Here is a 16,393-nt window from a genome sequence, read left to right as displayed (position 1 = left end):
GGGTGCGCCTGGCGCTGCTGATCCTGGTGCTGGTCGACCTGGCCATGGCGCTTGCCATCGCCGTCTATGGCGGATGATCCATCTATAAGCAGAAGCGAGGAGTAAAGGCCCATGGCCTTGTCCGATGACGACAAAAAAGAGATCGCGCGGATCATCGAAAAGACCATGCAGGGAAGCTGCATGTGCGGCCTGGCCGCATCCTCCCAGGCCGAGATGGGCCACCTCGTCGGCCGGTTCCGCGACATGGGCGACGGCAACCTGAACAAGGGCATCGAGGAGGCCAGCGACGCGATCAAGGCCTGGATCAAAATCCGGCGCCGGGGAGAAAAGATCGGCGGGGCGGTGGCGTGCTTCATCGCCGTCTCCATCGCCGGGGGCTTCGGCACCCTCCTGTGGATCGGCATCCGCTTCGCCTTGAAGATGCTCAACGTCGATGCCGGGGTGAAACAATGAGACCCGTCCCGGACAGCGCCATGAAAGGCCCCCGGGGCGAGTCTATCACCGGCATCTGCCCCTACTGCGGCGTCCGCATCCAGGCCAAGACCTGCCTGTGCGCCCGGTGCCACATCGCCTTCGACATGGACCCGGCCGTCCTGCGCAAGATCGCATCGGCCAAGGACAGGGCCCTGCGGCGGGCCCGGGCAGGTTCGCCCCAGGAAAAATAACGAACTTTACCCGGCCGGGCCCCCAGGTGTTAACGGCCGGTCAAACCCTTCAACCCGCAGCCCGTCAAAGGAGAAGCCCAAGCCATGAAAACCGCACCGCTGAAATCCAATCTTGCCCAACCAGATCCCGTAAAAACAGATCTCCCAAAAACCGATCCCCCTAAAACAGACCCCCAAAAAACTGACCCATGGATCGGCAGCGTGCTGTGGGGCCGCATCGGCGGCACCGCCCTGGTGCTCACCGCCTTCATCCTCCAGGGCCGGGGCATCGAGTTCGGCCCCGACGACCAGCAGGCCGCCTTCGGCGCCGTGGAATCCGTCCTGGCCGCCGCCGGCGTGCTCATGGCCATCGTGAGCAAGTACCGCCAGAAGGCCAAAGCCAAAAAAACCGGCCAGGCCGGAGCGATCGCCCTGCCCCTGGTGCTCGCCCTGCTCGTGGCCGGCGCCGTGGCCCTCTCGTTTTGCGGTTGCGCCCCCAACCAGACCGCAACCTCCCAGATCATGAGCGAAACCTCCCACCCCCACGCTATAGCCAAAGCCGTCTACCTGGATGCGCGCACCTGGTACAACCAGGCCCAGCAAGGCTTCATCGACAGCCAGGCGTCCCTTGCCATCGATCAGCGCCGCCGGTTCAACGCCCTGCTCGACGACGTGGGCCGGGCGCTGGATCTTTGGGGCGCCACCCTGGCCCTGAGCCGCGTCGACACGTTCGAACGGGAAGCGTTCCGCAAGGCCAAAAACCAGCTCATCGACGCGGGCTTCGTGCTGCTGACCCAAAACTAACCCCATCGAAAGGAGAACCCCCATGGCAATGACCAAGGAAGAGGCCGCCCTGTGGGCCGCGGGCCTCAAACTGCTCACCGACGTGCTCGCCCTGGCCACCGGCCGCAGGGTCACCGTGGCCGACCTGGACGCGGCCATCGCCGATGAGGAAGTGCGATCGAAGATCCTGGAGGAGGAGCGGCGGGCGGCTTTGAATGAGGTGGAGACAGGTTAATCGGCGGGATTTGAAATACGCGGAATACTCCTGGGCGGCATGATCTTGCCGCCCTTTTATAATTTCTTTTGGAGCTCTTCTCCATCCAGGTCGCAATCGCGCAATATTTGCGCAAGAAGTCCACGCCCGATGGTCTCGCCTTTATGGATGGGAACGACCGTGCACCGGCCGTCTGCGTGTTGAAGGAAATGCTGGCTGCCCTTGGCGCGCACCACTTCAAATCCGAATTTGCGCAAGTCCCGGACAAGCCGGCTGCCGGTACTCGATGGGACTGTGGTCACGAATTGACCGCCACCTTTTGAACGCCGATGAACTCGTTTGAAACCGGTTCTTGCAGCTCCAGGCAAAGCTCGATCGCCTCCTTGATCCGCTTCATCAGGACATCCAGCGACCTTGCCTGGGTGTGGCAACCCCGGAGCGCCGGAACGGTGCCTACAAAGTAGCCATCCTCGTCCTTTTCGATGATCACGCTGAACTCTCTCATCGTTTATCTTCCCGAAACACATGAAAATGGGCTGCGAATGATTGAATCATTTAGAATCATCATGCCTGAATTGCAAGCGGTTCAAGTAAAAAGTGGTTGGAACGGCGGGCCATCGCGCTAAAACCCGAACTCCATCTGCACCGGCGCAAGGTTGGAAGGATCGTTGTGCCCGACCGAGTTCACCTCCCGGGTCACGGGGTGAAACGTCAATTCGGTCAGCGCCTTTTCTTCCAGCAACCGGCCCAGCAGCGCCGCATCCTGGTTGCCGGGATCGAGCCAGGGATCGTAGGCCTGGGCAGACAGTATCACCGGCATGCGGTCATGCAGCCGCTCTATGCCCCCCGCGGCCGGCCGGGTGATGATCGTGCACGATCGATAGGCTTCCCCATCTTTTTCCCTGTCGTGCCAGATCTCCCACAGCCCGGCAAAGGCAAACGGCGTTTCATCCGGCAGGGTGATGTACATCGGCTGCCGGCTGCCCTTCTTGCCCGCCCACTCGTAAAAGCCGTCGGCCACGATCAGGCAGCGCCGTTTTTTAAAGGCCTCCCGGAAGCTGGGCTTGGAGGCCACGGTTTCCACCCGCGCGTTGATCATCTTGTAACCGATGGACTTGTCCTTGGCCCAGAAGGGCACCAGGCCCCAGTGGTACCGGTCCAGGATGTTGCGTCCGTCGTGCCTGACGATAGCCAGGATCTCCTGGGTGGGCGCCACATTGTAGTTGGCCACCGCCTCCCCGCCGATGGCTTCATCGATGGGGAAATATGGCTTGAGCTGCTCAAGGTTCCGAAATCCTACGAAACGGCCGCACATGGTGTGTCACCTCTGATAAAACAAATCCCCCTCTTTGTCCCATCGATAGCCTGATTGGCACCGGCCCGTCAATCCAGCCTTCATTGTCCTTCTAACATTTTGTTATAATGTCTTTTTCAATAATTTCATTGACATAAGAAAGCCATGGCGATAGGTACCAGGCGATCCCTGCTCCATATTCATGGCAATATAATAGATGATAAAGGATGAAGCGGCGTCTTTTTTTTCATTGGCCTATGTCTTTTTTGATACTGGGTTATTAAATCAAAGGATTAGGGGCGTGCTGATAAGGCCCAGGTAAGGCCCCAATTCTATTTCATCAGGTCTATCGGGCCAAACAATTATGCTCTGCGATAAAAATTCTAGCTGTCCACTATACAGTGAATGTTTACGATTTCTTTTCATTTGGAGGCGGGGGCCATCACAGATCGACAATCGAACCTAAGTGCATCGAAATGGTTTTAGGCGATATTTTTATAATGTTTGCTTTTGTTTCAATCAATTTGCTGAATAATTGTCATTCGCCCAGACCACAGGCATGCCTGATGGATAATATATGATTGTATTATAAACGATCGTGACGACTAATATTAAAGTTGGGCAGCCGGAGAGATACGTATGAATTTACGCTGGACTGCTATAGACAATCGAGGGTGTGTGCTTTGATATATATAAGGTCGGGAATCTAAAGATAAGGAGGCACGGAAAGATGAAAACAATATTTATAATCTCCATAATATTAGGGGTAGGTGGAAGTCTTCTATATTTTATTTTGCTCAAGTATCGTGTTAAATTTTTAACTGACAAAAACAATGAGAATAAATAATGGATATGGCATGCCGCCGAGCGAAAAAAGGACTTCCGACCTTATCGCTTTAGCAGAACTATTGCACCGCTGCCCTTACTTAACAGTTGGTAAGCTTGGCTCTGGGCTTGTGAACTAATGTAATGAGAGGCCCAACCACCTGCTGTTGGGGACGGCAAGGGGCATGCCGCCCCAAAGCAGCACGTTGGGACGTGAAGCAACGTCCTTCACATTTATACATTACCCGAACGATTTTGCAGAAAATGAATCGCAAATTTACAAATATACAGGGCGTCCCGGTACCGCCCGTCCCCTAAAGCCCCTACCACAAATCAGTTCGTGCTGGTCAAGGAGACATAAAAATGGTCGCAAGTCCGCAAAATATTTCTCAAGATCTACAAACTCAATGGCAGGATCACTTCCACATGCGTGACCAAACATGGAAAGTCCTTCAGTACTCAATCCTTTTTTTCATCGGTGTTGTTGGCTTAGAGATCAAAGGGGTTGACTCTTTTGTCCTTGTTGTAGGTTATATCGGCGTATCTTGCACTGCAATTACAGGTCTGATTATAGCCCTGCATCACAGACGACGACAAAAAGAAAAGTTTGAAATAATTAAAGCTTACGAGAAAGAGCTCGGTCTTTATGAATTAATAGAGCCTTTGCTTAAGAAATCCAAAGAAGGTATTACTGGTCGATTTAACACTACCAATTATATCGTTACGATGCAATTCGCGGTTGCGCTTGTTTCACTCATTTTGCTGGTTAAGCGGATAACTGGGTGACATAAGTCATCCCGAACAACCAATTAAACTTGACCGGAGGATTAAAGGGCCGAATTAAAATTAGGGGTTCAGGGGACGTGGTTTAGGGCACGCCGTTCATATTACTAAAATAATATGTCCGAAAATATATTACAAATATACAAATATGAAGGGCGTCCCGTATCCCGTCCGTATCCCGTCCCCAACTTAGCCAAATTGAAGAATATACATAAGCGAAAGCCGGTACACCAACAACTCGCTGGTGTGGGACGGCGAGGGCCATGCCGCCCCACAGCTCATCTTTCGATTTTAATATAATGGAGAGCATCAATGGTCGTATCTAAGTATTGCGAATACAAGAAAGGCCAATGTGAGGATTTACTACCTAAGAATCAGACATTAAACGGTTTCTTTATCTATCCAAGCACCCCAGCTCACTTATCCCAAACAGTTTTATCAGCTGTGCGAGATTTACAAAAGCATTCATCAGCTGCTTCTTGGAAATCCTGGGAAGACCTCCTAACGACTGGACAAATAATTTTTTGCAAGATCTGTGATGCAATCAATAGCTCAGATTTTGTCGTAGCAAACATAACGACTTTAAATTTTAATGTCTTATTTGAAATTGGCTATGCAATTGGCATGGGTAAGCCCGTAGTTCCAGTTAGAGATACTTCTTTTAATAAGGATAAAGAGATATTTGAAGAATTAGGAATTTTTGACGTACTAGGATATGAAGATTTTCAAAACAGTCAACAATTACGGAAAATTGTAACTAGAAAAGATTCATTTACGCCCATAAAAGAATCCACTCACGCAATTGATGATAGCCAACCTACTTTCCTTCTAAGGAGCCCCTATAATTCTGATGGAAGTGTAAAACTGATTTCTTCCCTAAAAAAATCTGCTTTATTTAGATTCCGAACTTATGACCCAAATGAGACAACGCGATTATCTTTATATGAAGCCATAAGACAGGTTAGCCATTCAAAAGCTGTAATTGCGCATCTAATTGACGTAAATCGAGACGGAGCTCAGACACACAACGCTTTGTGCGCCTTTGTTAGCGGACTGGCGATGGCAAAAGGTAAACATGTACTTATGTTGCAGGAAGGGTATACGATTCAGCCAATTGATTATCGTGATGTTATGGTGATTTATCAGGATCATAATGCCATTCCTAATATTATCAACAAATTTGTCAGAGAAGTTTCAGAATCACTTTATTATAAACCTGAATTGACGGGTACTCCAATAAAAGGACTCTTAGAAAAAATAAATATAGGAAATATTGCAGCTGAAAATGAAATAAGGTCGCTAAGGCAGTATTTCGTAAAAACTCCACAGTTTCTTCAAACTAGGTCAGGAAATACAAGATTAGTTGTAGGACGAAAAGGATCTGGCAAAACAGCCATATTTTATGGCGTTAGAAATGATGTCCTTAACAATAAAAATGCAATAGTTCTGGATTTAAAACCAGAAGGACACCATTTTACGAAACTCAAAGAGTTTGTAATTGATAATTTGAGCGAAGGATTGCAGTTGCACACATTGACATCGTTCTGGAACTATCTGATCCTTTTGGAGCTTTCAAAAAAGATTCTTGAAAACAAACGCGGTAGTGCATGGCAGGATCCGCGAAGTTTAAAAAATTACGATAACTTGAAATTTGAATTTGAAAAGCATCAGTATGATTCTGGTGGGGATTTCTCTGAACGCATTCTCGCACTTGTCGAAAAAATTGTTAATGCATATCCTAAAGAACTGCAGGGAAAACTTAAGTCCCCAGACATAACCCGTATGATATATCAATCTGAGGTAAAAGAATTAAATGACTTGGTGATTGGGCACATAAAAGACAAAGAAGAAGTTTGGCTATTATTTGATAATATTGATAAGGGCTGGTCTATGAAGGGGGCAACAGAAGCAGATATAGCCATAGTTAGAAGCTTATTAAATGCCACTAGAAAAATACAACGTCAATTAGAATCAAACGATGTGAATTTTAATAGTGTAGTTTTTCTGCGGAAAGATATTTGTGATCTTTTGGTTGAGCATACGCCAGATAGAGGTAAGGAATCAATTGCGAACCTCGATTGGTCTGATCAGATATTACTTGAGGAGCTGGTACGAAAAAGGTTTGTTGCAACGGAAGGAATAATAGATACAAATTTTAGGGATATTTGGCAAAAATTATTTGAGGTTCATGTTGGAGGAATGGAATCTTTTAGATATATTCTGGAAAGGTCATTTTACCATCCAAGGTCTGTTCTTAATTTCATAACAAAATGTATTCAAACGGCAATTAGCAGAGAGCATAATCGGGTTACTGAAGATGATATATTATTTGCGGAGAAAGGCTACTCTGAAGATGAATTTAATAACTTGAAGTATGAAATCAGAGACGTTTTCCCAAAATATCCTAAATTAATTCAGCTGTTCATTGGAAAAGAACCGAGTATTTCTAGAGATGACATAGAGTTAATTTTTCTGGACTCGAATGTGCAGTCTGAAAATATAGATGAGATTATAGATATTTTGCTATGGTTTTCGTTTTTAGGCGTGAAATTTGGTGATGAAGTTAAATATTCATTCGAATTGGCATATGATATTGAAAAATTAAAAATTTATTTACCAAATATAGAAAGTTCAAAGAAAGCATTTTATGTGCATCCTGCATTCCATCGTGCACTTGATATAGCTCCATAGGAATCATCGAACCAAAATGTCAACGGGAAGGCAGCGGCGCATGCCGCCCGTGACAATGCCGTTATACTTTTTAACGAAGATTTAAATTAAAAAATTTTAAAAATCTCTGGCTTTATAATTTTGGGGGATTTAAGGGACGTGGATTTAAGGGACGCCCTTCGGATTTTTACATTACCCGAGCTATATTGCAGAAAATGGATTGCAAATGTACAAATCTGAAGGCGTCCCTGTACACCCTGTACACCGTCCATGTTTTTTTATACTTTCATGTATGTCCCCTAATGCACTAATGCATGTGAAATTAGAGTAATACAATGATTCTTAGTAAGAAGACATTAGAAAAACTCAGACAGCTAATAAATGAGGAGACGGAATACAGATCTGGACCTAAGATTGTTCAATTTTTTAATGAATTGGGTTTTAATGATTCTTATGGACAAGGTTTTCCCTCGCGTTGGTATTTCACGGATCAAAAATTAGAGGTGATTAATGGCACTCCAGAATTAGATAAATGTATAAAGAATGTATTTGCACCAGTCAATTTTATCGGCCAGTATGGTGCGCTGGACTCATATATAAAAGATTTTAACCAATTCTTGGCCTTTGATAAATGGAAGGTTGTACGGAATGGCGCAGATATCATATTTCAAAAACTGGATAAAGTTGAAATTGATGATTGCGACATTGCTGAAGAAACAGAGAATGATTTTCTCAATCGAGAATTCAATGACGTGAATGTTAAAGGTATAGGGCTTGAAGGTGTTGTTTCAGATGTTTTGCAATATAGAATAAAAGAGATTGAAAAATGCTTCTCATCTGGATCGCCTTTAGCAGTTATTCTTCTTGCAGGTAGTACCCTTGAAGGTATTTTTTTGGGTCTTGCCATTCAGTATCCAAAAAATTTCAATATGGCCAAATCATCACCCAAAGATGGAAACGGAAAAGTTAAGCAGTTCCATGATTGGAGCCTTAGCGCTTTTATCGATGTAGCAAGAGATCTTGGCCTTATACAACATGATACTCAAAAATTTAGTCACTCATTAAGGGATTTCAGGAATTATATACATCCGTTCGAGCAGATGAGTTCAGGTTTTAATCCAAGAGAGCATACAGCTAAGATATGTTTGCAGGTCCTTAAGGCAGCGATCTTTGAAATTAATGAAAACCTTTATAAAATGCGCACATAGCATTTTTCTGTTGGGGACGGCGAGGATCATGCCGCCCCAAAGAAAGACGTTAAAGGAGAGCATATGCGTATTGTAAAGATGGTTACGATTACGTTTGTTCTATTGTTTACGCTCTGTCAAACCACTATAGCTGGGGTATTTACAATCCCAGAATGGGTAAGAAATTCCTGCGTCTTCGTTATGAAAAATAGGAAACCTGTAGGTACAGGTTTCTTGCTCTTTATGAAGCAAGACAATAACTATTTCTGCTACTTAATATCTGCCAAACATGTAATCAAACCAGTTCTTGAAAATCCATCGACCCCTCTTTCAATTAGATTCAATTTGAAAGAAAAAATAGGGGCAGAAATAATCAATTTCCCCACCTATACTATTAAGGGAAAAAGATGGATAGAGCACCCAAACGAGTCGATCGATCTTGCGGTTGCCCTATTAAATATTTTTAATATTATGGATAGATTAGATATTGGGGTAAAGCCCATTGAAACATCTGATGATGAGTTTATTGCATCTTCTGAGTGGCTAAAGAAATACAAAGTGGCACAAGGAGACCAGGTATTTACCTTAGGATTGGTTCCATACATATTTGCTGAGGAAGGACCAAATATGGTTCTTTCTAGATTCGGGACTATATCATTAATTCCTGAAAGCGAGATAATGCTTCCTGGAGGAAAGCAAAAAGCATATTTCATTGACTGTCAGGCATTTGGTGGTAACAGCGGCGGTCCAGCGTATGTTCTTATAGAGCGTTCGGAAAAAGGGCCATTGCTTGCAGGGTGGAGATTTGGATTGTTAGGAATTGTTACTGAATTTGTACCAAGCCCATTAAGAATGGACAAAGTAAAAACTGATCAGGAGCAACAGCACGAAAAGCTTCTGTTGATTGAAAATACAGGCATCACCAAAATTGTTCCAATCGATTATGTGATGGACATTATTTTTTCCGAAGATCAAAAGGACTTTAGAAGCATGGTTGTAGAAATACAGCGAAAAGTAAAATCGAACGAGAACCTCTAACCATATCTTTCAGTCGGACTGCTGATAGGCCGTTGCAGCCCCTGAAGACGACGTTAGGCAGTGGACGCGATGAAGATAAATTTACCGAAAGAATTAAGATATCGATCTAGATGGTTTTGCTATTTAGATTTACTTGGATTCGCACGACAAGTCGAAACTAAAAGCATTAACCAGATACTTCCTCTATACGAGAAAGCGCTCGATAGCATAGATATTTCGCGTAACGATAAAGGAAAACATGGTATTTCGTTTTCGTGGTTTTCTGACACTTTTATAATCTTTTCACAGTCGAATTCCGCACAAGAATTCGCTTTAGTTGAGCAAGCCGGTCGCCTTTTCTTTCAAAAATTGATTATGAATCAAATCCCAGTTCGTGGAGCCATCTCTTGCGGTGATTTGTACACTCAACTTGAACGCAACGTATTTATAGGCCCAGCACTCATTGAGGCCTACCGATATGGAGAAGGCCAAAATTGGTTAGGGTTCGTTCTTACTCCGTCCGCAATCAAGCAACTAGATCGAATAGGCTTGCCAGCTCATGAACGCTTAGTCTACAGGATGATACCTGGCGATGGGATTATTAATTCAGAATTGAGCGGCCCAGTCTATGCCTTTGCTTTCAACAACGGGCAAATAAACGGACAAAGTGTATTCATCAGGCCACTAGAGGCAATGAAGCGTAAGGCTGACGAAAAAAATAGAACGAAATATAACAATACGTTAGAGTTCCTTCATGCTAATCAGCTAAACTGGATACCAAAAAATGCCTAACCTGACGCTGGTCGGTACGGCGAGGGCCATGCCGCCCGACAGCTTGTCGTTAGCTCCAAAAGAAAAATGAGCGCTATGAATGAATGGAGGATTAAACATGAGCTTCGATGAAAAAATTGCAGCATTGATCCAGAGGCTTCCAAAATTGACAGACCACCTACAGACTGAAGAAGCCACCAAGAACGCTCTTGTCATGCCCTTCATTGCTGCCCTTGGCTATGATGTTTTTAATCCCAAGGAGGTCGTTCCAGAATTCACTGCTGATATTGGTACTAAAAGGGGGGAAAAAGTTGATTATGCAATAATGCGAGATGGAGAGACCATCATATTATTCGAATGCAAAAAGGCAAATAGTGACCTTTCCCAAGAATGCATGAGCCAGCTTTATCGTTACTTTAGCGTAACAAAAGCGCGCATTGCCATTTTAACGAATGGAATCCAATACAAATTTTTTTCTGATCTAGAAGAAACTAATAGGATGGATAACAAGCCATTTTTAGAACTTGACCTTTCCAACCCAAAATCTAATGCCCTGTTCGAGGTCAAAAAAATGGCAAAAGAGGATTTTGACCTTGATCGCATGCTCAGTACTGCAAGTGAGCTCAAATATACCTCCGAGATTAAAAAGGTTATTCAAATTCAATCAGAGTCCCCCGATGAAGAGTTTGTAAGGTTCTTTTTTCAGCGGGTAATTCCAAGCAGCAGATTTACATCCACTTACAGAGAACTATTTACCCCGTTGGTGGCAAAGGCTTTTCATCAGTTTCTTAGCGATAAGGTAAGCGACCGACTCCGTTACGCTCTGGAAAATGAAAATGTAACAACTGAAAACGTTCCAGAGGTAGCTTCTGAATCAGGCCAGGAATCGACACGAAATGACATAGTTACTACTGATGAAGAACTGGATGGCTGGAATATAGTGAGGGCAATCTGCGCAAAAAAAGTTGTTCCCTCACGAATCATGCACAGAGACACCAAATCCTATATGGGCATTCTGCTTGACGATAATAACAGGAAGCCAATTTGTCGATTGTGGTTTAACAGCAAAAACAAATATCTCGGCGTTTTCGATGTTAACAAAGTTGAAACAAGAATCCCGATCGAGTCAACCGTTGATATTTATCAACATGCTGACAAAATTCTTGAAATTTTAACAACATATATAAAATAATTAAAAAAGGGGTCTTCTGTTCCCAGATCGCATAGCACCCCCCGCTTAGATCCCAAAATACGGCGGCACGCGGAATTGCACCGGCATCCTGAGCTGCCGGAGGGTTCGCTGCAATCCGTTGAAAATCCGGATACGGCTGTGGCACAGCCGTAGCGCCTTGTCCTCCTCGATGTCACCGTCCCTGAATTTGACGTAACGGTAGAGCTCCTCGATATTGAGCCGCCCCTTGTCGTACATCCGGCAAAGCTCGGCGGTCGGCGCCCACATGAGAAATCCGATGATGCCGGCATCTTTTTCTTCTATGGTTTTGCTGAATATGCGCGATAGTATCGGCAGGCGGGTGGATTTGATGTGGCCGAGAGCGAAGTGGCCGAGCTCATGCCCGATGTTCAGCACAAGGTCGCTGTCGCTCAGATGGGGATTGTAGATCACGAAGGCCTTTTTTTGGTACCACAAGGCCATCGCTTCCGGCACCTGCCTGTCCTCAAGCGCGATGACGCCCATCTCTTCGAGCAATTTGAGGCAGTGCGCTTTTGTGAGAGGTTCCCGGTTGAACAGTGGCCAGCGCTTTTCAAGCGTTTTGATAGCAGTGTAGATCATTCCCACCCCTAAGAATGATTACCGGCTTGCATCTTAAACGTCCCTACTTCAGACCATGTTCCTTGAGCAGTTTATCCGCTTTTTCCCTGATTCTTTTAAAGAATTGGTAGGACTCGTCATATAGTTCTTGTTCGGTGATTTCGCCATCCCAATAGCGTTTCAGGGGGCCGAAATACTTGTCGCTGCGTTCGCGGTCGCCATGCGACACCTGGACGTCCGTGATCATGTTGCTGGCGGCGGCGAGCATGACGATTTCGATCCCCCTCTTCTTTGGGGGCAATTTCATCAATTCAGCCATCGATTCATCGACGGTCTTTTCGTTTTGTTCAGATGGGCAGGTGCTTTCCGTTGGGCAGGGCGTCTGATCGTTGCCTCCGGCTTTCAGGCCGATCATTTCTTCGTAGGGGATGCCGATTTTTTGGGCGATTTCACGGCGCTTAGTTTCCTCCCCACACCATTTTTCGCCAGCCAGAATAAGCGACATCAGAGGCTGGCTTATTTCTAAATATTCCGCAGCCGCAGTTACATCGCCTCTTTTAACTGGGTTATATTTGGTAAAAAACCAGTTCTTAACGGCTAAGCAGAAGTTTTTCTTATATTTTTTGATATCAGTATTCATTCCAAGGTGAAATATCACAGTTAATCATTTCATGGTGTAATTTTTCGCTTGACTTGCATTACGTCACGTAATATTTCAACGAGGTATGAAAACACAAAACCAAGTAGCCCAGGCCGCAGGCACCACACAGCCGTACATTTCAAACATTCTGAATGGGCGTCGCCGACCATCCTGGAAGCTTGCCAAACGCCTGGCCCAGGTGACCTGCACTGAACCGCAGCTCTGGCTCGACGGCACGCCCGATGAGATCAGGGCCGCTCTTTCAGATCTTTACCGGGGGGCTTGTTGCCCAGAAAAGTTCGAAACAGGCGCAAAACGAACCCCAGGCCAAGGGGGATGAGATGCGGTACCGGTACCAATACCAGAGCCATCAGATTTTCCACATCGCCCGCAAAACCCTTTCCGACGGCCGGATGCACGAGATTTTCGGCCGAACGACCCGCTACATGCAGATGTGGGCGGCCGATCCGCGCCACTGCGGGGTGACGCGCCGAAACGTGCTCGACCAGGTGGCGCTGTTTTTAGACGCCCTGGACGATCACGGCCGCAGGGACGTGGCCCACGCGGCCCTGGATCTTCTGGCCGCCCCCCTGGGCCTGGCGGTGGTGGAAAAAGACGGCACGGCCACGTCGGACAAGGGGTGCCCGGACCTGGAGCTGGCCGACCTGGCCGTGGCCATCGGCGAGCTGGGCGCCCGGATCCGCGAGGCGCGAAAGGACGGCCGGCTGGAGACGACCGAGCTGATCCGCATTCGAAACGCCCACGACAAGGCCCGCCACGAGCTCGATCAGCTCCTGGACGCGGGCACGCGGAGGGAGCCATGACGCCGTGCACAGGTCCGGACAGGCACTTGTGCGTGCTCTACCGCATGGGCCGCAGCGGCGAGGGCCCGCTGGCCTACCTGCAAATGACCTACGACGAGCAGAACGCGTTCAACCGGCGGCTCGGCGACCGCGCGTCGTTCGGCATCTGGGTCAATTATGATTTTTTCCAGGAATTAAGGAGGCGGTGCCATGGCAAGGGTTGAGGCCATCGTCCGGCAGGCCGCCGTTCTCATCCTCGTTCTGGGCTGCATCGCCTATCTGCTGTTCTCCATCGCCAATCTTCCACCGGCCGCCAGGCGCGAGACCGCCACCCTCTCGTGCTTTGCCGCCGCCCCAGCGCCCGGGTCCGAGGCGCCAGTATCGGCCCCTCCTTATCCCCCGCCCGGGCGGGCCTCCATGGCCGCCCGGGTCCACCCTTTAAAGGAGATGGCGCCATGAGACACGTTCTGTTCCCCGAGGAAGTGGCCGAGCTCGCCCGGAAAAGGGCCCTGCACGCGGCCTTTTGCGCAGCGTGCGTGGAGTCGGGCTCGCGCTGGTGCCGGGACAGTTGCGATCTTCGGCCCGATGCGCCGCCCCGCTGCCCGGCCCGGACAAACGCGGCCAAGGCGATCCCCCCTGCGAAAGGAGCCCGGCCATGGACGTGAAGACGGTGGAGTTTTGCGGCGAGCTGCAGGGCGAAACGGATGCGTGCTGGTTCGTCTACGACGGGGAGAGCACGGTGAGGATCCCCAAGAGCCTGGTCAAGGACCTGCGCATGCTGCCAAACAATGTGGACTGCATCATGCAAATCCCCGAGTGGCTGGCCCGGGACAGGGGCATCTGGCCATGAGAATCTTCCCGCTCGCTTGGTTCGGGTGTGCGCCGGGCGCGCCGGCGCCGGTGGCCGCTGCGTTATTCGTAGCGGTTGGACCAGATGTCGTCGTGGTTGCCGTCGGCGGTTTGTTGCCATACGGCAATGGCGTTGCCGTCGGCGGTCATGGCGATTTGCGGATCATATGCGTTTTCGGTGTCGTCGTCTTCGATCATTTCGGCCCCGGTCCAGGTTGCGCCATCGAAGCGGTTGGCCTGGATGTTGTGCCAGAGGCCGTCATACTGATACCAAACGGCGATGGCGCACCCGTCGGCATCCATGGCGACCTGCGGAAAAGTCGCGTGGCCGGTGTCGTCGTCTTCGATCAGCACGGCAGTGCCCCAGGCGCCGCCGTCGAACCGGTTGGACCGGATGCTGAACCGGAAGCCGTCGTATTGATGCCAGACGGCGATGGCGTCGCCGTCGGTGCTCATGGCGATCTGGGGGTCTCTCGCATGGCCCAGGTCTTCGTCCTCGATCTTTTCGGCCGTGCCCCAGGCGCTGCCGTTGAACCGGTTGGCCCAGATGTTGTCCCGGAACCCGTCGTTCTGGTCCCACACGGCGATGGCCCGGCCGTCGGCGCTCATGGCGATTTGGGGACTGTTCACACTGCCCAGATTTTCGTCCTCGATCATTGCGGCGGTGTCCCAGGTGCTGCCGTTGAACCGGCTGGCCCAGATGTTGTTCCGGGTGCCGTCGGATTGCTTCCACACGGCCATGGCCTGGCCGCTTTCGTTCATGGCGACCTGAGGCTTAGATGCGTCGCCGGCATTGTCGGTTTCGATCAGCCCGGCCCCTTCCCAGGCGCTGCCATCGAAGCGGTTGGCCCAGATGCTGAAGCGCGTGCCGTCGTATTGCTCCCATACGGCGATGGCGCCACCGTCGGCGTCCACGGCGACCTGCGGAAATGCCGCGTTGTTGGTGTCGTCGTGCTCGATCAGCTCGGCGGTGCCCCAGGCGCTGCCGTCGAACCGGTTGGCCCAGATGTTGGTAAGCGTGCCGTCGAATTGGCCCCACACGGCGATAGCGCCGCCGTCAACGTCCATGGCGACCTGCGGAAATTCCGCGTCGCCTGTGTCATCGCTTTCGATCAGTTCGGCCGTGCCCCAGGAGCTGCCGTCATAGCGGTTGGCCCAGATGTCGTATTGCGTGCCGTCGAACTGGCGCCACACGGCGATGGCCGTGCCGTCGTCGCTCATGGCGATCTGCGGAGCTTCCGCGTCCTGGCTGCTGGTTTCAAGCGTCTCGGCCGTTCCCCAGGAACGGACAATGTCGCCACCGTTTTCGTTCCCGTCATCACTTCCGCCGCCCGAACAGGCACACAGCACGGCCACCAGTACCAGGATCAACAGGTTGGACCAGGAGAACTTTCGCATGACACCTCCGCGCTTGAAGTGGAAAGATTTTCTAACGTGCCGTTTTAATATGGAAACAAATGTGGCTATGTACATGAAGTGGGAAAAAATGTCCAACGTTTATCGCCGCAGGGGAAAGGCTGTCGTTTCCGGTGGCTTGCTGGCGATGAGTTGCCGGGCGCCGGCCGGGGCTGAACACCTGCCCGGCACGCCGGTGGCGAAAGGATAGATGGCCATGCTGCGATCGAGCAGGTCCTCGGGCGATATCCCCGGTCAGTTCCATGCGGCGCCCTTGCTGGACGATGCGGGCTGCGCGCGGCGGGTCAATCCCCTGGAGCCGGGCATCCTGGCCAGCCCTTGCAAGTGCCGGCCGGACACGGGCCGCCCCTGTCCCCTGGCGGGCAAGGACAAGGGCAACGCGTTGTGCGACGCCTGCCGCCTGATGTACGGCGGCCGCGGGCCGGACGAGGCGGCCGCCAGGGCCCTTGCCGCCGGCCGATCCAAGCCGGGCAACGCGGCGATCCGGACCAGGGTAAGAGGCCGGTTCCCGTTCGATCTGCCGCCCCGGGGCGCGGTGTGCGCCGTGCCGGGATGCAACCGGCCGCCGGTGGGCCTGAAATCGCCGTTTTGCGCCACGTGCAAGTCGCGGGTCGTCTCCCGCGCGCGCCGCTGGTACGCGGCCCGGCCCCATGCCGGCAAACCGCCCCTGGCCTATCTTCTGGCGAAAAAGCGGCCGGGACGCAAGCCGGTGGGATGGTGACGCAA

At 49.9% G+C, this 16,393-nt stretch carries 23 protein-coding genes; 17 read left to right on the top strand and 6 right to left on the bottom strand.

The annotated features are described in order from the left end of the window. Window positions 1-111: 111 nt before the first annotated feature. The 4 genes from DFT_RS09605 (at window position 112) to DFT_RS09590 (ending at window position 1,662) form a co-directional block, all read left to right on the top strand. The gene (locus tag DFT_RS09605; RefSeq protein ID WP_054030986.1) at window positions 112-453 is read left to right on the top strand and encodes a hypothetical protein; all 342 of its coding nucleotides are present in this window, start codon (window positions 112-114) and stop codon (window positions 451-453) included. Further along, a complete protein-coding gene (locus DFT_RS09600) occupies window positions 450-665 on the top strand; it encodes a hypothetical protein (RefSeq protein WP_152971924.1) in 216 nt (71 codons plus the stop codon). Before DFT_RS09605 ends, DFT_RS09600 begins: the two co-directional genes overlap by 4 nt. Window positions 666-749: 84 nt before the next feature. Next, window positions 750-1,448: a hypothetical protein gene (locus DFT_RS09595; protein WP_054030984.1), complete on the top strand. Its 699-nt coding sequence runs from the start codon at window positions 750-752 to the stop codon at window positions 1,446-1,448. Between the two features lie 22 nt (window positions 1,449-1,470). After that, on the top strand, window positions 1,471-1,662 hold the full coding sequence (locus tag DFT_RS09590) for a hypothetical protein (RefSeq protein WP_054030983.1): 192 nt from the start codon (window positions 1,471-1,473) through the stop codon (window positions 1,660-1,662). Between the two features lie 56 nt (window positions 1,663-1,718). On the opposite strand, the gene DFT_RS09585 is transcribed toward DFT_RS09590, so the two are convergent. The 3 genes from DFT_RS09585 to DFT_RS09575 all read right to left on the bottom strand — a co-directional run bounded on the left by DFT_RS09585 (window position 1,719) and on the right by DFT_RS09575 (window position 2,956). Beyond that, window positions 1,719-1,943 carry a type II toxin-antitoxin system HicA family toxin gene (locus tag DFT_RS09585; RefSeq protein WP_054030982.1) on the bottom strand — a complete coding sequence of 75 codons (225 nt, stop codon included), beginning with the start codon at window positions 1,941-1,943 and terminating at the stop codon, window positions 1,719-1,721. Next, window positions 1,940-2,146: a type II toxin-antitoxin system HicB family antitoxin gene (locus tag DFT_RS09580; RefSeq protein ID WP_054030981.1), complete on the bottom strand. Its 207-nt coding sequence runs from the start codon at window positions 2,144-2,146 to the stop codon at window positions 1,940-1,942. Before DFT_RS09580 ends, DFT_RS09585 begins: the two co-directional genes overlap by 4 nt. 117 nt (window positions 2,147-2,263) lie before the next feature. Then, on the bottom strand, window positions 2,264-2,956 hold the full coding sequence (locus tag DFT_RS09575) for an SOS response-associated peptidase (protein WP_054030980.1): 693 nt from the start codon (window positions 2,954-2,956) through the stop codon (window positions 2,264-2,266). Between the two features lie 1,167 nt (window positions 2,957-4,123). Between DFT_RS09575 and DFT_RS09570 the strand changes: the two genes are divergently transcribed. The 6 genes from DFT_RS09570 to DFT_RS09545 all read left to right on the top strand — a co-directional run bounded on the left by DFT_RS09570 (window position 4,124) and on the right by DFT_RS09545 (window position 11,380). Continuing rightward, window positions 4,124-4,546, top strand: a complete 423-nt coding sequence (locus tag DFT_RS09570; protein ID WP_054030979.1) for a hypothetical protein — start codon at window positions 4,124-4,126, stop codon at window positions 4,544-4,546. Between the two features lie 309 nt (window positions 4,547-4,855). Continuing rightward, window positions 4,856-7,234 (top strand): P-loop ATPase, Sll1717 family, encoded by a 2,379-nt coding sequence (locus DFT_RS09565; RefSeq protein WP_152971923.1) that lies wholly within the window; start codon window positions 4,856-4,858, stop codon window positions 7,232-7,234. 314 nt (window positions 7,235-7,548) lie between these two features. Next, window positions 7,549-8,421, top strand: coding sequence for a hypothetical protein (locus DFT_RS09560; protein WP_054030977.1), 873 nt, complete (start codon window positions 7,549-7,551; stop codon window positions 8,419-8,421). Between the two features lie 63 nt (window positions 8,422-8,484). Next, window positions 8,485-9,438 carry a S1 family serine peptidase gene (locus DFT_RS09555; protein ID WP_054030976.1) on the top strand — a complete coding sequence of 318 codons (954 nt, stop codon included), beginning with the start codon at window positions 8,485-8,487 and terminating at the stop codon, window positions 9,436-9,438. A 69-nt stretch (window positions 9,439-9,507) separates the two neighbouring features. Further along, window positions 9,508-10,209, top strand: coding sequence for a hypothetical protein (locus DFT_RS09550; RefSeq protein ID WP_054030975.1), 702 nt, complete (start codon window positions 9,508-9,510; stop codon window positions 10,207-10,209). A 97-nt stretch (window positions 10,210-10,306) separates the two neighbouring features. Then, window positions 10,307-11,380: a type I restriction endonuclease gene (locus DFT_RS09545; RefSeq protein WP_054030974.1), complete on the top strand. Its 1,074-nt coding sequence runs from the start codon at window positions 10,307-10,309 to the stop codon at window positions 11,378-11,380. Window positions 11,381-11,425: 45 nt separating this feature from the next. Here the strand turns inward: DFT_RS09545 and DFT_RS09540 are convergent, their stop codons facing one another. Together DFT_RS09540 and DFT_RS09535 are read right to left on the bottom strand one after the other, a co-directional pair. Beyond that, window positions 11,426-11,980 (bottom strand): M48 family metalloprotease, encoded by a 555-nt coding sequence (locus tag DFT_RS09540; RefSeq protein WP_054030973.1) that lies wholly within the window; start codon window positions 11,978-11,980, stop codon window positions 11,426-11,428. Between the two features lie 43 nt (window positions 11,981-12,023). Then, window positions 12,024-12,599 carry a hypothetical protein gene (locus DFT_RS09535; RefSeq protein WP_152971922.1) on the bottom strand — a complete coding sequence of 192 codons (576 nt, stop codon included), beginning with the start codon at window positions 12,597-12,599 and terminating at the stop codon, window positions 12,024-12,026. An 85-nt stretch (window positions 12,600-12,684) separates the two neighbouring features. On the opposite strand from DFT_RS09535, the gene DFT_RS27265 reads away from it, so the two are divergent. The 6 genes from DFT_RS27265 to DFT_RS09510 are packed head-to-tail and all read left to right on the top strand — an operon-like array spanning window position 12,685 to window position 14,252. After that, entirely contained in the window at window positions 12,685-12,939 is a 255-nt protein-coding gene (locus DFT_RS27265; RefSeq protein ID WP_076750479.1) for a helix-turn-helix transcriptional regulator, read from the top strand. Window position 12,940: 1 nt separating this feature from the next. Further along, window positions 12,941-13,423, top strand: coding sequence for a hypothetical protein (locus tag DFT_RS26210; RefSeq protein ID WP_076750477.1), 483 nt, complete (start codon window positions 12,941-12,943; stop codon window positions 13,421-13,423). Next, window positions 13,420-13,626 (top strand): hypothetical protein, encoded by a 207-nt coding sequence (locus tag DFT_RS26205; RefSeq protein ID WP_054030970.1) that lies wholly within the window; start codon window positions 13,420-13,422, stop codon window positions 13,624-13,626. The genes DFT_RS26210 and DFT_RS26205 overlap by 4 nt, the downstream gene beginning before the upstream one ends. After that, window positions 13,613-13,861, top strand: a complete 249-nt coding sequence (locus DFT_RS09520; protein ID WP_054030969.1) for a hypothetical protein — start codon at window positions 13,613-13,615, stop codon at window positions 13,859-13,861. Before DFT_RS26205 ends, DFT_RS09520 begins: the two co-directional genes overlap by 14 nt. Beyond that, window positions 13,858-14,067, top strand: a complete 210-nt coding sequence (locus DFT_RS09515) for a hypothetical protein (RefSeq protein WP_054030968.1) — start codon at window positions 13,858-13,860, stop codon at window positions 14,065-14,067. Before DFT_RS09520 ends, DFT_RS09515 begins: the two co-directional genes overlap by 4 nt. Then, on the top strand, window positions 14,058-14,252 hold the full coding sequence (locus DFT_RS09510) for a hypothetical protein (RefSeq protein WP_054030967.1): 195 nt from the start codon (window positions 14,058-14,060) through the stop codon (window positions 14,250-14,252). Before DFT_RS09515 ends, DFT_RS09510 begins: the two co-directional genes overlap by 10 nt. A 62-nt stretch (window positions 14,253-14,314) precedes the next feature. On the opposite strand, the gene DFT_RS09505 is transcribed toward DFT_RS09510, so the two are convergent. Next, window positions 14,315-15,649 (bottom strand): hypothetical protein, encoded by a 1,335-nt coding sequence (locus tag DFT_RS09505; protein WP_054030966.1) that lies wholly within the window; start codon window positions 15,647-15,649, stop codon window positions 14,315-14,317. A 214-nt stretch (window positions 15,650-15,863) separates the two neighbouring features. On the opposite strand from DFT_RS09505, the gene DFT_RS09495 reads away from it, so the two are divergent. Next, on the top strand, window positions 15,864-16,388 hold the full coding sequence (locus tag DFT_RS09495) for a hypothetical protein (protein WP_152971921.1): 525 nt from the start codon (window positions 15,864-15,866) through the stop codon (window positions 16,386-16,388). Window positions 16,389-16,393 lie beyond the last annotated feature (5 nt).

The sequence above is a fragment of the Desulfatitalea tepidiphila genome (assembly GCF_001293685.1).
Classification (GTDB): Bacteria; Desulfobacterota; Desulfobacteria; order Desulfobacterales; family Desulfosarcinaceae; genus Desulfatitalea; species Desulfatitalea tepidiphila.
The sequence above is the reverse complement of the archived record's forward strand: the minus strand, read 5'-3'. Positions and strand labels throughout refer to the sequence as shown.

Bases quoted from the DNA above. Each gene is read 5' to 3' on its own strand.
- DFT_RS26205 (WP_054030970.1), top strand. From the start codon at position 13,420: ATGACGCCGTGCACAGGTCCGGACAGGCACTTGTGCGTGCTCTACCGC.
- DFT_RS09535 (WP_152971922.1), bottom strand. From the start codon at position 12,599: ATGAATACTGATATCAAAAAATATAAGAAAAACTTCTGCTTAGCCGTT.
- DFT_RS27265 (WP_076750479.1), top strand. From the start codon at position 12,685: ATGAAAACACAAAACCAAGTAGCCCAGGCCGCAGGCACCACACAGCCG.
- DFT_RS09550 (WP_054030975.1), top strand. From the start codon at position 9,508: ATGAAGATAAATTTACCGAAAGAATTAAGATATCGATCTAGATGGTTT.
- DFT_RS09520 (WP_054030969.1), top strand. From the start codon at position 13,613: ATGGCAAGGGTTGAGGCCATCGTCCGGCAGGCCGCCGTTCTCATCCTC.
- DFT_RS09565 (WP_152971923.1), top strand. From the start codon at position 4,856: ATGGTCGTATCTAAGTATTGCGAATACAAGAAAGGCCAATGTGAGGAT.
- DFT_RS09560 (WP_054030977.1), top strand. From the start codon at position 7,549: ATGATTCTTAGTAAGAAGACATTAGAAAAACTCAGACAGCTAATAAAT.
- DFT_RS09515 (WP_054030968.1), top strand. From the start codon at position 13,858: ATGAGACACGTTCTGTTCCCCGAGGAAGTGGCCGAGCTCGCCCGGAAA.
- DFT_RS09555 (WP_054030976.1), top strand. From the start codon at position 8,485: ATGCGTATTGTAAAGATGGTTACGATTACGTTTGTTCTATTGTTTACG.
- DFT_RS09590 (WP_054030983.1), top strand. From the start codon at position 1,471: ATGGCAATGACCAAGGAAGAGGCCGCCCTGTGGGCCGCGGGCCTCAAA.
- DFT_RS09570 (WP_054030979.1), top strand. From the start codon at position 4,124: ATGGTCGCAAGTCCGCAAAATATTTCTCAAGATCTACAAACTCAATGG.
- DFT_RS09495 (WP_152971921.1), top strand. From the start codon at position 15,864: ATGCTGCGATCGAGCAGGTCCTCGGGCGATATCCCCGGTCAGTTCCAT.
- DFT_RS09575 (WP_054030980.1), bottom strand. From the start codon at position 2,956: ATGTGCGGCCGTTTCGTAGGATTTCGGAACCTTGAGCAGCTCAAGCCA.
- DFT_RS09595 (WP_054030984.1), top strand. From the start codon at position 750: ATGAAAACCGCACCGCTGAAATCCAATCTTGCCCAACCAGATCCCGTA.
- DFT_RS09600 (WP_152971924.1), top strand. From the start codon at position 450: ATGAGACCCGTCCCGGACAGCGCCATGAAAGGCCCCCGGGGCGAGTCT.
- DFT_RS09510 (WP_054030967.1), top strand. From the start codon at position 14,058: ATGGACGTGAAGACGGTGGAGTTTTGCGGCGAGCTGCAGGGCGAAACG.
- DFT_RS09540 (WP_054030973.1), bottom strand. From the start codon at position 11,980: ATGATCTACACTGCTATCAAAACGCTTGAAAAGCGCTGGCCACTGTTC.
- DFT_RS09505 (WP_054030966.1), bottom strand. From the start codon at position 15,649: ATGCGAAAGTTCTCCTGGTCCAACCTGTTGATCCTGGTACTGGTGGCC.
- DFT_RS09545 (WP_054030974.1), top strand. From the start codon at position 10,307: ATGAGCTTCGATGAAAAAATTGCAGCATTGATCCAGAGGCTTCCAAAA.
- DFT_RS09605 (WP_054030986.1), top strand. From the start codon at position 112: ATGGCCTTGTCCGATGACGACAAAAAAGAGATCGCGCGGATCATCGAA.
- DFT_RS26210 (WP_076750477.1), top strand. From the start codon at position 12,941: ATGCGGTACCGGTACCAATACCAGAGCCATCAGATTTTCCACATCGCC.
- DFT_RS09580 (WP_054030981.1), bottom strand. From the start codon at position 2,146: ATGAGAGAGTTCAGCGTGATCATCGAAAAGGACGAGGATGGCTACTTT.